A 15,300-nucleotide genomic window follows, 5' to 3' on the forward strand; every position below is an offset into this window, starting at 1 on the left:
TTTAATTTGGATAGATTAGTTTCCGTAGCCTTTCATGATACCTCTTTCAGATTTTCTGACAAAGGCTGTGATATTATCACGTTCTTCACTGCTTCTTATTAAGGTCTCTATATTTTCAAGTGCTTCCGCATTGTTTTTTCCACTTAAGTAAAGACTTCTATAAATCTCTTGAATATCGTTTATTCTTTCATTACTAAATCCACGTCTTCTCAAGCCTACAGAATTTATTCCGCAATAAGTAAGAGGTTCACGTGCAGCTTTTACATAAGGAGGAACATCTTTTCGAACTAAGGATCCGCCAGAGATCATTACATGACTTCCAATTTTTACAAATTGATGTATTGCTGTTGCTCCACCAATAATTGCCCAATCATCAATTGATACATGTCCCCCAACTTGAACGGAATTAACTAAAATACAATTATCTCCTATTATACAGTCATGCGCAATATGCACATATGCCATAATAAGGGTTTTAGCGCCAATTTTTGTAACTTGTCTGTCACTTGTCCCCCTGCTGATGTTCACATATTCTCTGATGACGGTTCCATCCCCAATTTCTGTTGTGGTTACCTCTCCGCTAAATTTTAAATCTTGTGGAACAGCTGAAATTGTAGCCCCTGAATATATTTTGCAATTTTTACCGATTCTAGCTCCTGAATTAATAGTGACATTTGGGCCAATCCAAGTGCCATCTCCAATTACCACATCCTTATCAATGAAGGTAAAAGGTTCGATTATTACATCTTGACCAATTTTAGCGTCAGGATGAATGTAGTTTAATGACTTGTCCATGTAAATTATTATTTAAGCATTAAATGCTTGTTCTATTTACCTTCTAAAAGGTATTATTCTTCATCTTTTTTAACAATTCTAGCAGTAAGTGTCGCTTCACTTACAATACTATTTCCTACATACGCATATCCTTGCATTTTGGCTATTCCTCTTTTAATTGGAGCCAGGAGTTCACATTTCAGAATAATTGTATCGCCAGGTCTCACCATTTTTCTGAACCTGCAATTGTCAATACCTAGAAAGTATGTCCAGTATTCAGAAGGTTCTTCAACAGAGCTAAGCACTAAAATACCACCTGTTTGAGCCATGGCTTCAATTTGTAATACGCCAGGCATCACAGGATTTCCATGAAAATGTCCTTGAAAAAAGTTTTCATTTATAGTGATATTCTTTAGCCCTATTACGGTTTTATGATCCTGATGGATAATTTTATCAACTAACTGAAAAGGATAACGGTGGCGCAGCATTGCGGAAATACCATCAATATCCATCACAGGCTCTGCATTAGGATCATATTTAGGAGCAGATTTCTCCGCTTTCTTGATATATTTCTTAATCTTTTGTGCAAAAGCCACATTCGTTGAATGACCTGGTCGTGCTGCTAATATTTGACCTTTTATAGGTCTGCCCACTAATGCCAAATCACCTACCACATCTAATAATTTATGTCGTGCAGGCTCATTTTTGAATCTTAATTCGATATTGTCAAGAATTCCCTCTTCTTTGACTTCGATATTAGGTTTGTTGAAAATCTTAGCTAGTTCTTTTAATTCATCATCAGAAACTAGTTTATCCACTACTACTATGGCATTATTTAAATCACCACCTTTTATTAAGTTGTTATTATAAAGCTGCTGAAGTTCATGCAGAAACACAAATGTACGGCAGGTTGATATTTCTTTCTTAAAATCTGCTAAATTATTCAAAGAAGCATGTTGACTACCTAATACTTTTGAGTTGTAGTCAATCATAACCGTAACTCTGTAGTCATCTACAGGCAATAAAGCCATCTCTACATTTTTCTCATCATCCGTAAGGAATAGACTTTCGGGAACTTCGAAAAAGTTTCTAAGTGCATTTTGCTCTGATAAGCCCACAGATTCCAATGCTTCATAAAATAATTTAGCACTTCCATCCATGATAGGGGTTTCTGGTCCATCGACCTCAATTAAAACGTTATCAATCTGCAGACCTACTAAGGCCGATAGAACATGCTCTACTGTAGATACTCTTGCTTCTCCTTTGGCAATTGTAGTCCCTCTTGAAGTATCTACTACCAAATCAGCATCTGCTTCTATGATTGGTTTTTCGGGTAAGTCAACCCTCTGAAATTTTATGCCGCTATCAATTTCATCTGGTTTAAAAGTTAAAGTTACTTTGTGGCCGGTATGAAGTCCCACACCTGAAACACTCACGGCTTTATTAATAGTATGCTGCTTATTATACATTTAGTTCTTTTTTTCAGACGGCAAATTTAAAACTATTTTTTCCAATTGCTGAACTTGTTGATGTAATTCCGGTAATCTCTTGAATAAAGTGCTGGCTTTAAGGTACTGTTTATGATCAAAACCTACCATGCCAGAAAGAATTGTACCAGTTTGCTTAACAGATTTAGAAACTCCAGATTTGGCACTTACAGTCGTTTTATCTGCTATTTCAATATGCCCAACTATTCCAACTTGCCCTGCAATCACACAGTTTTTGCCTACTTTTGTACTTCCTGAAATTCCTGTTTGAGAGGCTATTACTGTATTTTCACCTATTTCAACATTATGTGCAATTTGAACTAGATTATCAATTTTAGCTCCTTTTCGAATAATTGTAGAGCCTAAAGTGGCACAATCTATAGTAGTATTGGCACCAATGCTTACGTTATCTTCCAAAATCACGTTCCCTAATTGTGGAATTGTTTTGTAAGTACCATCTGCTTGAGGAGCAAACCCAAAGCCGTCACTTCCGATTACGGTACCTGCCTGAATATTACAATTGATACCAATTTTACAATCAGAATAAATTTTTACTCCCTGAAAAATGATGGTATTATCTCCAATTTCTACATTATCACCTATATGCGCTTGAGGATAAATTTTGACATTTCTTCCAATTTTTACATTATTTCCGATATAAGAAAAAGCTCCACGATAAATATTCTCTCCCACGGAACTCCCTTCTCCAATAAAAGCAGGTGATTCTATCCCAGATTTAGCGTAGGACATAATCTTGTTATATTCTTCCAATAATTGAGTAAAGGCAGAATAAGGGTCTTCGACTTTTATTAAGGCTGGCTTAATAGGATTTTTTGGTGTGAAACTCTTCTTTACTATTATGGCGGCTGCATCGGATTTATAGATGTAGCTTTCATATTTTTCATTTGATAAAAAGCTGATTGTTTTGGCTTTACCCTCTTCTATTTTTCCCAGATTATCCACTAATCTTTCCCCATCACCTTCAACCGTGCCCCCAATCATTCCGGCTATTTGATTTACGCTAAACTCCATGTATTACGATTATGGTTGCTATAATTTACAAAGATACGTTTTTAGGTAGGCATAGGTAATATTTTTTGACTATTTTACTCATGGCTTTGATATTTGGTAAATCAGCGGCTTGAGTAATATCCATAAGTTTTCCTTTTTTAGTGATTATTTTGATACTTTTTCCTCCTAATACATATGCTGAGTTTGTCACTTCTCCATGGGAAATAAAAAAAGCGGCTTCTCTATTCAATAATTTATATTCTTGTGTGATTTTGCCTTTTAAAGTATTGATATCTGCTTTTTTAAGGGGTTCATTCTCCAATTTAATTTTAAATAAATCACGTTGTAGAATCCTTTGACTTAAATTTTTAAGTACTTTATCTTTGTTGTTTTCCCATACTTTGATGGCATGCCAAATATCGGAGTCATCAAGCTTTGAAAATTGATGAACAATTTCAGGGTTTTCTTGAAACTCTTCTAAAGTAAAATCATTTTCTAAAAAATATTTTAAAGCAGGTGATATATTATCCAAACTATGAACCTCTTTAGCCCTGCTCATTAAATGAACTAGCATTCTTTCGGCACTTAAAGCTGTTTTGTGTAAATAAACTTGCCAGTACATTAATCTACGAGCATTTAGGAAGTTTTCAATGCTGTAAATAGCCTTTTCCTCTACCACTATTTCATCTTCAATCACATCCAAATGGCTTATAATTCTATCAACACTTATATTTCCTTCTGAAACCCCCGTATAAAATGAATCTCTGTTCAAATAGTCTAATCTATCTACATCTAATTGACTTGAAATCAACTGATGGAAGAATTTTCTTTTGTAAGTGTTTTTGAACATTGCAATAGCGGTATCCAATTTTCCTGAAAATTCTTTATTAAGCAATTTCATAAATTGCAAAGAAATATTTTCATGGGTTATGCCTTTAATTATGCTATATTCTAAAGCATGAGAAAAAGGGCCATGTCCGATGTCATGAAGTAATATTGCAATCTGAGCCGATTCATATTCTACCTCATTTATAGTAACATTCTTTTCTTTTAGGTGATCTAAAGCCAAGCCCATTAAATGAGTTGCGCCTAAAGCATGATGAAAACGAGTATGGGTGGCGCCAGGATAAACCAATTCGCTTAAACCCAATTGTCGAATCCTGCGTAAGCGTTGAAAATAAGGGTGATTGAAAATACTGAAAAGTAATTCACTTTTTATTGTAATGAATCCATAAATCGGATCGTTTACCTTTTTTAACTTCTTCAAATCAAATAATTTTAAAGGCTCAAATATACACTATGCAAAATTATCAAATCTTATGGGCAGATGACGAAATTGATCTGCTAAAACCCCATATTATTTTTCTAGAGAACAAAGGTTATCAAATTACTCCGGTAAATAATGGTTCGGAGGCAGTAGATTTATGTAAAGAACAAAAATTTGATGTTGTGTTCTTAGATGAGAACATGCCGGGTATGACGGGATTGGAAGCATTGAGCCTTATTAAAAGCTATAATCCCAATATTCCTGTAGTAATGATTACAAAAAGTGAGGAAGAATATATTATGGAAGAGGCAATCGGTTCTAAAATTGCCGATTATTTGATTAAGCCACTAAACCCCAATCAGATTTTACTTTCGGTTAAAAAGATTTTGGATAATCAGCGACTAGTTTCGGAAAAAACCAATCAAAGCTACCAGCAAGATTTTCGAAATATCAGTATGGCCTTTGGAGATGTTATGGATCATGCTGAATGGGCTGAGATGTATAAAAAGCTAGTTTTTTGGGATTTGGAAATAGATCAAACGGATGACCAAAGCATGTCGGAAGTGCTTTCTATGCAACATGTAGAAGCCAATGCCAATTTCGCAAAATTTATAGATGATAATTATGAAGGCTGGTTGAACGAATATCAGGATGAAGCACCTTTGTTGAGCCATCAATTAATGGAAAAAAAGGTATTCCCTAAAATGGGAGATGAGCCCGTATTTTTTATTGTAATTGATAATTTGAGGTTCGACCAGTGGAAGCTATTAGAGCCAGAGATTCTCAAATACTTTAATATAGAGGAAGAGGATAATTATTATTCTATTTTGCCCACTACTACCGCTTACGCCAGAAATTCTATATTTTCAGGACAAATGCCAGATGAAATGGCAAAAAAACATCCTGAATTGTGGGTGACTGAAGATGATGATGAGGGGAAAAATAATTTTGAAGATAAATTTCTAGAAAAACATCTGAAAAGGAAAAACATTCAAGGAAAGTTTACTTATAATAAAATTGTGAATGTTAACCAGGGTAAACAAGTTCTGGAGCATGTTTCTGCTATGATGGATCATAATTTGAATGTGTTGGTTTATAATTTTGTTGATATGCTTTCCCATGCCAGAACGGACATGAAAATGATTCGTGAATTAGCACCAGATGAATCAGCTTATCGTTCATTGACTAAAAGTTGGTTCTTACATTCTCCACTTTTAGATTTATTAAAGCGTATTTCTACTAAAAAAGCTAAAGTGGTGATTACAACTGACCACGGGACTATTAGAGTAAAAAAACCTTTTAAAATTGTTGGTGATAGAAATGTTAATAGTAATTTAAGATACAAACAAGGGAAAAACTTAGGCTATAAAAATAACAATGATGTTTTAGAAGCACCTAAGCCAGAGCGTTTTCATTTACCGAAACTTAATGTAAGTACCTCCTATGTTTTCACAAAAGGAGAAAGCTTTTTCGCCTATCCCAACAACTATAATTATTACGTAAATTATTTTAAAGATACCTTTCAGCATGGAGGAGTTTCAATGGAAGAAATGATAATTCCCATTATTTCCTTAACTTCGAAAGATGGAAAGTGAAATCTCTGAAAACATAACATTTTCGGATATAGAATTAGTTGACTTACCCAAGCTGGTTGCTGAAATTTATGATTTCGGAAAAAGTCATAAAATATGGCTTTTTAAGGCAGAAATGGGGGGTGGAAAAACTACTTTTATTAGTCATTTATGTGATTATTTAAAGGTAGAAGATCATGTTAGTAGCCCTACCTTTGGTTTGGTAAATGAATACATGTCTGCTAAAATAGGGGGAATTTATCATTTTGATTTTTATCGAATTAAAAATGAGCAAGAGGCATTTGAAATAGGAGTGGAGGATTATTTTTATTCGAATAAACTTTGCTTGATAGAGTGGCCTGAAATGATTCCTTCTTTTATTCCTGATCAATTTTTATTGATTGAGATTAGCCTTTCCAATGAGCAAACAAAAAGAAATTTTAAAATAAGTAAGCATGGCTAAGGAAGTTTCAAGAAAAGGCTTTGACGTTCTGGCAAGAAAAAGTGCCCTTTATCCTCAAGAAGAGTTATTGGCAGTAGAACGTGGTAAGAACGCCATGCAGATTGGTGTTCCAAATGAAATTTCTTTGCAAGAAAAAAGAGTGCCGCTCACGCCAGGTGCTGTAGCTTTATTGTCTAATAACGGACATGAAGTAATAGTAGAAAGTGGGATGGGCTTGAGTAGTAATTTCACTGATAATGAATATAGTGATGCAGGAGCTAAAATCGTTTATTCTGCTAAAGAAGCATTTGAAGCACAACTAGTGGTGAAAATTGAGCCTCCAATTAAAGAGGAGATTGAAATGTTTAAGCCAGGAAGTTTTTTAATTTCTGCTCTTCAGTTTGGTCAATTAAACAAAGAATATTTTCAATATTTAAATGAAAAGAGAATCAATGCGATTGGTATCGAATTGATTGAAGATAAAGTAGGAGGAATGCCAGTAGTTCGTGCTATGAGTGAAATAGCAGGGATTTCAGCTATTCAAATCGCCACGGAATTATTGAGTAACTTAAATGAAGGGAAAGGAATTATTTTAGGTGGTATAACAGGGGTTAGACCTACCAAGGTCGTAATTCTGGGTGCTGGAACTGTTGGGGAATATGCCGCCAGAGCAGCTTTAGGATTAGGAGCCAATATAGAAATTTACGATAATCACCTCTATAAATTAAGAAGAATTAAGCACGCATTGGGTCAACCAGTGCACACTAGCACACTTGATACTGTCATGCTTAGTGATTCCTTAATGGAGGCAGATGTGTTGATTTGTGCCATAAGAGCTGAAAAGGGGAGGAACAGATGTATTGTCACAGAGGAAATGGTGATGAATATGCGTAAAGATGCGGTGATTATTGATGTGAGCATTGACCAAGGGGGGTGCGTTGAGACTTCTGAAGTTACTTCTCATGACGATCCAACTTTCAAAAAATTCGATGTCATTCATTATTGTGTTCCTAACATAGCGTCAAGGGTCTCAAGGACAGCAAGTAATGCCGTAAGTAATATTTTAACTCCTATGTTGCTGCAGGCAGGTGATGTGGGCGGGATTGAAGAAATGATTTTTACCCATTCATGGTTTATGAAAGGGGTATATACTTATAAAGGAAGTCTAACCAATATGCATTTGGCCAAAAAATTTGATCTTAAATATAAGGAGTTGAGTTTATTAATGGCGGCCAGATTTTAGTTTAATCGGAAGCCTATTAAAAGCATATCATCTACTTGTTCTTTATTTCCTTTCCAATTTTTCACAATATTTTTAATGTGAATTTCTTGTTGGTAGACTGGCTCTTTATGAATGGATTCTAAATACTTTCTTAGCCTTTTAATGCCGTATTTTTTGTCCTTTGGCCCGCCAAATTGATCTTGGATGCCATCCGAGAATAAATAGGCCATCAAAGGCTCATCTTTAGGAATAATATGATTTTCGAAATCCAGTTTTTCATGTTTGATATAAGATTCACCTAAGGAAAACCGATTGCCCCTAATGACATTTAATTTATTATTTTTAAAATAATATAATTTATGTCCAGCTCCCGCAAAAATCATTTTATCTGTGTGAATCACGCAAAGCCCAATCTCCATTCCATCATTACCATATTTATCATCTTGTTTTAGCATAATTTTTAGCCTTCTATCCATTTCAGATAATATTGCTGCAGGCTTATCGTAATCTAATTCAATAATTATTTGAGATAAAAGCGCATCTGCAATCATACTCATGAAAGCTCCAGGAACACCGTGGCCAGTGCAGTCAATTGAAGCAATAAACTTTATTTCTTCTCCATTGGATATTTTTTGATGAAACCAATAAAAATCCCCACTTACAATATCTCTGGCTTTATAAAAAATAAAAGATTCAGGGATTGATTTTTTAATAATATTGAGGTCGGGCAATAAGGAATTTTGAATTTTCTGAGCATAATTTATACTGTCAGTTACATCCTTGTTTCTTTTTTCTAAAATCTCATATGCTTCCGAAAGTTGATCTCTATGCGATTCAATTTCCTCTTTTTGACTTTTAAGCTCCTCAGTCATTTCGCCCAGCTGAAGGTTTCTTTCTTCAATCTCTTTATTTTGTGAGTTTAATAATGTTAAAGCTTTTTGCTTTAATCGGTTTCTACTAATGTATACTGCTAAAAATAATGCTAAAAGTAAAAGGATGATTAAGGTCGCTAATATTAATATATTCTTTCGGGTAATCGATTCCTTGTTTAATTTACTTTGATGTTTGAGTAAATTTATTTCAGCTTCTCGCTGCTTAGCTTCATATAATTCTTGTAGTTCAAGGAATTTTTCAGTTGTTTCTTCACTGTAAATTTTGTCATTAGTTTCTACAAATTTTCTCAAATCATCATATGCTTTTGATTCATTTCCAAGTGATTTATGAATCTTGCTCCTTAATTCGTAGCCTTTCCTTAAGTAATAATTGGACTTCGATTTTTTTGAATTAAAAACTGAGGAATCTGCAAATTGTAAGGCATTCTGATATGAATTTTTCTTCAGATAAATATTCGAAATCGTCAAGTAAGCCTCGCTTATGGCAGCAAAATCAGGATCGGAAGAATACTGAATTTCTAAGCCTCTCAAAAGATAGATTAAGGCTTTATCAAAATCATTATTTCTTTCTAATGCCACTCCATAGTTTATGTAGGCTATTGATTGAATATATTTATCAGTTGAATCTTCTAATTTAATGGCATTCTCGGCATAAAATTCAGCGGAATCATATTCCTCCATGCGTATATACATGTCAGCTATGTTTAATAGGCCAATCATTTTGTCTTCAGGGAGATTATATTTCTCAGCATACTGAATATTCTGTCGGTAGTATTCTAAGGCTTTAGCATAATTCCCCATTTCATCATAAGTAAGGGCAAGGTGGGTAATGATATAATCGATTAGGTTTTCTTGCTGAGATTCTAAAGCTATATCATGAGCTTCAAAATATATTTTTAAGGCTTTATCAAGAGCTCCTAAATTGTAATAGGAGTATGCAATCATTGCTTTTCCATATACAATATTATTAGTGTCTTTCTTTTCAATAGCTAATTCCAGTAATTTTTCAGCGTAAGAAATGGCTTGCTCACTATCATTGAATTGATACTTCGAGCTTAAATCGTAGAATAATCTCATTCTTTGAGAATCAGATTTTGTATTATCTAAATCTTCCTTTAATTCTTTGATTGACTGACCAAAAACGGTCAGATTAAAAAATGCCAGAAAAATGAATAATACTTTATACACTTACAGCTGATTGATTTTGTTATTGATATGCAATTTATTAATTCATTTTATAATAAATCAAAGGTTAAGGTATTTAATGTTTTAGATAAATTATGCTTTTCTTTTTCTCTTTTGAATGAATCTAATTTGGATATACCTCAGTTCTTCATCTTTCTTTTCAGCAATTGAGCATTTAAGGCTACTATAATTGTACTTAAACTCATCAATCCAGCGCCAACAGCTGGGCTTAGAATAATTCCTGCAAAAGCTAAAGCTCCTGCAGCCATAGGGATGGCGACAATATTATATCCAGCTGCCCAGAATAGGTTTTGCATCATTTTTTGATAGGTAGATTTTCCGAATGCAAGAAGGTGTACTATGTCCATTGGATTGCTGTTTACCAAAATGATATCAGCTGTTTCAGCTGCCACATCAGTTCCTGAACCGATTGCAATTCCTACATCTGCTTTGGCAAGAGCAGGAGCATCATTTACACCATCACCTGTCATGGCTACTATTTCGCCATTTTCTTGGAGATCTTCAATTATTTTTTGTTTATCCTCGGGAAGTACTTCAGCATAGTAATCATCCAAGCCTAATTCTTTACTGACTGATTTTGCGACTTCTTCATTATCACCGGTAGCCATAATGACTTTTAAGCCATTTTCTTTCAATATTTTTACAGCCTCATATGATTCATCCCTTATTTCATCAGCAAGGGAAATATAGCCTATCAAATCTTTATCTTTCAGAATATAAACTATCGTCTCTGCCTTTTCATTTTTTGTATCTTCAGGTAATTCGATTTTATTTTCTTCCAAATAGCCAGGGCTCACCACTTTGATTGATTCCCCATTAATGTTTGCTTGGATACCTTCACCTGTCAAGTTTTCAAAGTCAGAAATATCTTCAAAATCTAATTCCTCTTCTTCATGTTTTGTTAATATTCCTGATGCAATTGGGTGTTCGGATTCTTTTTCAAGGGATGCTGCTATTTTTAGAATGTCTTTATCCTTAAAATCATCTGAAGTACTTTTAAATTGACTCACCACAAAATTTCCTTTTGTGAGCGTACCTGTTTTGTCAAAAATAATAGTGGTGATTTTGCGAGCATTTTCAAATGCAGTTCTATTTCTTATAAGCAAACCATTTTTGGCAGAAACAGAGGTTGAAATAGCCACTACCAAAGGCATAGCTAAGCCCAATGCATGAGGACAAGCAATAATCATAACAGTTACCATTCTTTCAAGAGCATAATCAAATTCTTTTCCTTGCCAGAGCCAGACCCCCAAAGTGGTAAAGCCAGAAAAAAGGGCAATGTAAAATAGCCAAGCAGCAGCTTTATTGGCAAGATTTTGAGTTTTGGATTTAGTCTCTTGAGCGGATTTTACCATTTCCACCACCTTGTTCAAATATGAACCTTCGCTATCTTCTTTAATTTTAAATTGAATAGAAGAAGAACCATTTACAGAACCACCAATTACTTCATCACCTTCTTTTTTGCTTACAGGTTTTGATTCGCCTGTAATCATAGATTCATTTATGTCGCTTTTACCTTTTTCAATGATGCCATCGGCAGGGATTTTTTCTCCTGGTTTTACAAGCACTAAATCTCCAGCTTCTAATTCAGATATTTTTACTTCATGCGTATCTCCATTCTCATCTAGTTTCAAGGCAGTTGAAGGAAGTAATTTAGCCAATTCTTCTACAGCTCCAGAAGCTCCCATTATCGATTTCATTTCAATCCAATGCCCTAAAAGCATGATAGCTATTAAGCTAGCTAGTTCCCAAAAGAATATTTTACCTTCCAGCCCGAAAACTACAGCGGAGCTATAAAAATAGGCAACACTAATTGCTAGTGCAATCAAAGTCATCATGCCTGGTTTTCGATCGGCTATCTCATCTTTTAACCCTTTAAGAAATGGAAATCCGCAATAGAAAAATACTACAGTGGACAAAGCAAATTGAACATATCTATCGTATTGGAAACGTAATTCATATCCCAGCAATTCTTGAATCATGGGTGCTAAAATCATGATAGGAATGGTGATGATGATAGAAATCCAAAATCGCTTTTTAAAATCTTCTATCATATGTGCATGATGCTCATGATGATCATGTTCACCGTGATTATGACCTTCATGATCATGGTGATCATGCTTTTTTTGAGAATCTTGTTGGCTTGAAGACATTGAAAAAATTAGTTAAAATGATAAATACTATAAAAAGTAACCTATACTATTAATGGAATTAATTTGATAATGTTTCGAGTGGTATGATTTAATAGTCGGAATCTTATTTTCTTAGCGCCAATTATTGACAATTGTAAGATAGCCTGTCATTATTGCAGCTTTTTGCCTATATGGCGCATGAGTCAAAAAAGTCTTAATAGAATTAAAATTAATTTGAATTTCTTATAATAATCATTTTAAGTGTCTGAATATTAGGTAATTAAATATTAAATAATTTTCGAATATTCATCATTTTTATTGAAAAATGGGTTTAGATGCACAATGCTTGCATAGGCTGAAGCACAATTGGAATTAATTCTTTATATTTAATAAACAAAAATTTACTTATGAAAGTACTTGTAATAGGAGCTGGAAACATGGGTTTAGCTTATGCTAAAGCCTTAGTGAAATCTGAATTTCTATCGAACCACAACTTAATGATTTCAGATACCAGTCCTGAAAAAACAGAAGAACTTAAAAAAATTAGCCGTTTTGATGTTTTTACTAACCTCTCGGACTGCCTTCCAAAAGCTGATATTATATTCATTGCTGTAAAACCTTATCATACTGATGAGTTGTTTGCAGAGCTTAAACCAATGATGTCTCCTGATCAGATTGTGATTTCCATCATGGCTGGAGTAACTATACAAAGCATGAAAGACGGGTTAGGAATTACCAAGGTGGTAAGAGCAATGCCAAATCTACCTGCGCAGGTTGGAAAAGGATTGACTTCTTTTACTGCTTCTGATGAGGTTTCAAGATTAGAGCTTTCAACTGTAGAAAATTTATTGGATACTACGGGTCGATCTGTAAGATTAGATACAGAAAATGATGTGGATGCTTCTACTGGTATTTCAGGTAGTGGGCCAGCTTATGTTTTCTATTTTATGCACTCTATGATGGAAGCAGCCAAGAAAATGGGTTTTTCTGTTCATGATTCAAAAGTATTGGTTGGAACAACCTTCGAAGGTGCTGTAGAGTTATTTAACAAATCTGATTTAAGTCCTGAAGGTTGGATGAAAAGAGTTGCCTCAAAAGGAGGAACAACTCGTGCTGCTTTGGATTCAATGGAAGATAATAATATCAAGCAATTGATTGAAGATGCAGCTTATGCAGCATTCAACAGAGCCGTTGAATTAGGAAAAGAATCGTAAACATAATATTGAATTGTGAAAACACATAGTAAAAGAATTGTTGTTAAAATCGGAACCAATGTGATGACCAATAAGGATAATCGCATTGTAGTTCCCATTTTGAAAAGGATAGTAGATCAAGTAGCACGACTTTATGAGGAGGATGTCATGACTGTTTTGATTTCTTCTGGTTCTGTTATAGCAGGAAAAGAAGTGCTAGATGATAATGAAATTGATACAATTGATAATGCCGCTCAAAGAAGACAGGTTTATTCTGCCGTTGGACAACCAAGGATGATGCGTCATTATTACAGTATCTTTCATGATTATGGAATGAGATGTGCACAAGTTTTGGCAACCAAAAGGGATTTCGATTTTGGTAGGCATAGGGATAATATGATCAATTGCTATGAAGGCTTATTAGGTCAAGGAATTATTCCAATAGCGAATGAGGATGATGCCGTTTCATTATCTATGTCTATGTTTTCTGATAATGATGAATTGGCAAGCTTAGTAGCAGAACTAGTGGATGCAGATGCACTTATATTGCTTACCGATACAGATGGGATTTTTGATGGTCACCCTGATCATGATGATTCTAATGTGATCAAAAGTGTAAGTACAGATCAGGAAGTGGAACAATTTATTCAGGAATCCGATAAAAAAGAAGGAGAAGGTCGTGGAGGAATGGAATCCAAGATCAACGTAGCCAAAGGTGCTGCATCTAAAGATATCGTTACATACATTGCTAACGGAAAACGTGAGGATGTTATTATAGACATTGTGCATGGTAAAGATGTAGGGACTAGGATTTACAAAGAGGAGTAATAATTTCTTTGATTCTCAATGTAATTTATTTTAAACTTAAATTTATACGCTTTTATGAAGCTTTTAAATACAAAACTTAAGAATGCAGTATTACAATCTATGATAGATAATCTTGATAAAAATCGAGATGCTATCATTGCTGCAAATAAAAAAGATTTAGATGCATTTGACAGAGATGATCAAGCACTCTACGACCGCTTGGTTGTAGATTCGGCTAAAGTCGATGATATGATCAGAGCAGTTAAAGAAGTGAAAGATCAAGACGATCCAGTTGGGACTGTAATCAGTGAGGATACTCTTGAAAATGGATTGAATATAACCAATAAAGCAGCTCCTTTCGGGACGATTATGATTATTTATGAATCTCGCCCTGATGTAACTATCGAAGCAGCTGTTTTAGCATTTAAAGCCAATAATAAAATATTATTGAAAGGTGGTAAAGAAGCCCATAATAGTAATGAGGAGTTAGTAAAATGTTGGCATCAATCTCTAAAAGAAAATGGGTTGGAAGATGATTGGATACAATATCTGAAAATGGATAGACCAACCACTCAGGAATTCTTAAGAAATCCTGACCAACCATTAGATTTGATTGTTCCTAGAGGAGGCGAAAGATTGATTGATTTCGTAAAAGAACATGCAAAATGTGCTGTTTTAGTCAGTGGTAGAGGGAACAACTTTGCCTATATAGCACCAGATGCAGATATGGAAAAAGTTATTCCAGTACTTGTGAATGCTAAAACGGATAAAATTTCAGGATGTAATGCATTGGATAAAATATTGGTAGATGAAAATCATCCTCAATTTGAAGAAACGCTTAAAACAATTGAAAAAGTATTGAGTGAAAAAGGTGTTCAAATTGTGGCTAGTGATAAAGTTATTGATCACTTGGAAACTAATGATAAGATTGATAGCGAAGATGTATGGTATGAGGAATTCTTAGCCATGAAAGCCGCAATTTCTTCAGTGAAGGATTTGGATGATGCCATTGAATTTATCAATAAATATTCTGGAGGACACTCCAATATCATTTTAACAGAGACTCAGTCAGATGCGGAGAAATTTATGGAGCAAATTGACAGTGCAGCTGTTTATCACAATGCTTCAACCCGTTTCACTGATGGTGGCCAAATGGGGGTAGGAGCTGAGTTGGCAATTAGTACCGATAAATTGCATCATAGAGGACCTTTAGGATTAAAGCAATTAGTTACGAATAAATACTATGTCTTAGGAAACGGACAAGTAAGGAAGTAATTCTAAAATAGAAATGGATA

Annotated in this window: 12 protein-coding genes; 6 read left to right on the forward strand and 6 right to left on the reverse strand. The window is 34.4% G+C overall.

Annotated features, from left to right (window positions below):
- Nucleotides 1-15: 15 nt before the first annotated feature.
- Genes lpxA through ABWH96_RS07570 form a run of 4 tightly spaced genes read right to left on the reverse strand, consistent with a single transcriptional unit; the run spans nucleotide 16 to nucleotide 4,539 of the window.
- The gene (gene lpxA, locus ABWH96_RS07555) at nucleotides 16-795 is read right to left on the reverse strand and encodes an acyl-ACP--UDP-N-acetylglucosamine O-acyltransferase (protein WP_375580860.1); all 780 of its coding nucleotides are present in this window, start codon (nucleotides 793-795) and stop codon (nucleotides 16-18) included.
- A gap of 53 nt (nucleotides 796-848) precedes the next feature.
- The gene (locus ABWH96_RS07560) at nucleotides 849-2,243 is read right to left on the reverse strand and encodes a bifunctional UDP-3-O-[3-hydroxymyristoyl] N-acetylglucosamine deacetylase/3-hydroxyacyl-ACP dehydratase (RefSeq protein WP_375580861.1); all 1,395 of its coding nucleotides are present in this window, start codon (nucleotides 2,241-2,243) and stop codon (nucleotides 849-851) included.
- A complete protein-coding gene (lpxD, locus tag ABWH96_RS07565; protein ID WP_375580862.1) occupies nucleotides 2,244-3,293 on the reverse strand; it encodes a UDP-3-O-(3-hydroxymyristoyl)glucosamine N-acyltransferase in 1,050 nt (349 codons plus the stop codon).
- Between the two features lie 25 nt (nucleotides 3,294-3,318).
- Nucleotides 3,319-4,539, reverse strand: a complete 1,221-nt coding sequence (locus ABWH96_RS07570) for an HD domain-containing protein (RefSeq protein WP_375580863.1) — start codon at nucleotides 4,537-4,539, stop codon at nucleotides 3,319-3,321.
- A gap of 32 nt (nucleotides 4,540-4,571) precedes the next feature.
- On the opposite strand from ABWH96_RS07570, the gene ABWH96_RS07575 reads away from it, so the two are divergent.
- Genes ABWH96_RS07575 through ABWH96_RS07585 form a run of 3 tightly spaced genes read left to right on the forward strand, consistent with a single transcriptional unit; the run spans nucleotide 4,572 to nucleotide 7,795 of the window.
- Nucleotides 4,572-6,134, forward strand: a complete 1,563-nt coding sequence (locus ABWH96_RS07575) for a PglZ domain-containing protein (RefSeq protein ID WP_375580864.1) — start codon at nucleotides 4,572-4,574, stop codon at nucleotides 6,132-6,134.
- Nucleotides 6,124-6,573, forward strand: a complete 450-nt coding sequence (tsaE, locus tag ABWH96_RS07580) for a tRNA (adenosine(37)-N6)-threonylcarbamoyltransferase complex ATPase subunit type 1 TsaE (protein ID WP_375580865.1) — start codon at nucleotides 6,124-6,126, stop codon at nucleotides 6,571-6,573. Before ABWH96_RS07575 ends, tsaE begins: the two co-directional genes overlap by 11 nt.
- Nucleotides 6,566-7,795, forward strand: a complete 1,230-nt coding sequence (locus tag ABWH96_RS07585; RefSeq protein WP_375580866.1) for an alanine dehydrogenase — start codon at nucleotides 6,566-6,568, stop codon at nucleotides 7,793-7,795. The genes tsaE and ABWH96_RS07585 overlap by 8 nt, the downstream gene beginning before the upstream one ends.
- Here ABWH96_RS07585 and ABWH96_RS07590 read toward each other — a convergent pair.
- The gene (locus tag ABWH96_RS07590; protein WP_375580867.1) at nucleotides 7,792-9,855 is read right to left on the reverse strand and encodes a SpoIIE family protein phosphatase; all 2,064 of its coding nucleotides are present in this window, start codon (nucleotides 9,853-9,855) and stop codon (nucleotides 7,792-7,794) included. The two genes, ABWH96_RS07585 and ABWH96_RS07590, sit on opposite strands and share 4 nt — an antisense overlap.
- Nucleotides 9,856-9,992: 137 nt before the next feature.
- On the reverse strand, nucleotides 9,993-12,026 hold the full coding sequence (locus tag ABWH96_RS07595) for a copper-translocating P-type ATPase (RefSeq protein WP_375580868.1): 2,034 nt from the start codon (nucleotides 12,024-12,026) through the stop codon (nucleotides 9,993-9,995).
- Nucleotides 12,027-12,412: 386 nt separating this feature from the next.
- On the opposite strand from ABWH96_RS07595, the gene proC reads away from it, so the two are divergent.
- Genes proC through ABWH96_RS07610 form a run of 3 tightly spaced genes read left to right on the forward strand, consistent with a single transcriptional unit; the run spans nucleotide 12,413 to nucleotide 15,280 of the window.
- Nucleotides 12,413-13,219 carry a pyrroline-5-carboxylate reductase gene (gene proC / locus ABWH96_RS07600; protein ID WP_375580869.1) on the forward strand — a complete coding sequence of 269 codons (807 nt, stop codon included), beginning with the start codon at nucleotides 12,413-12,415 and terminating at the stop codon, nucleotides 13,217-13,219.
- Nucleotides 13,220-13,234: 15 nt separating this feature from the next.
- Nucleotides 13,235-14,026 carry a glutamate 5-kinase gene (proB, locus tag ABWH96_RS07605; RefSeq protein ID WP_375580870.1) on the forward strand — a complete coding sequence of 264 codons (792 nt, stop codon included), beginning with the start codon at nucleotides 13,235-13,237 and terminating at the stop codon, nucleotides 14,024-14,026.
- Nucleotides 14,027-14,080: 54 nt separating this feature from the next.
- Nucleotides 14,081-15,280, forward strand: coding sequence for a glutamate-5-semialdehyde dehydrogenase (locus ABWH96_RS07610; protein WP_375580871.1), 1,200 nt, complete (start codon nucleotides 14,081-14,083; stop codon nucleotides 15,278-15,280).
- Nucleotides 15,281-15,300: the final 20 nt, after the last annotated feature.

The sequence above is a fragment of the Marivirga tractuosa genome, assembly GCF_042140215.1.
GTDB classification, from domain to species: Bacteria; Bacteroidota; Bacteroidia; order Cytophagales; family Cyclobacteriaceae; genus Marivirga; species Marivirga tractuosa_A.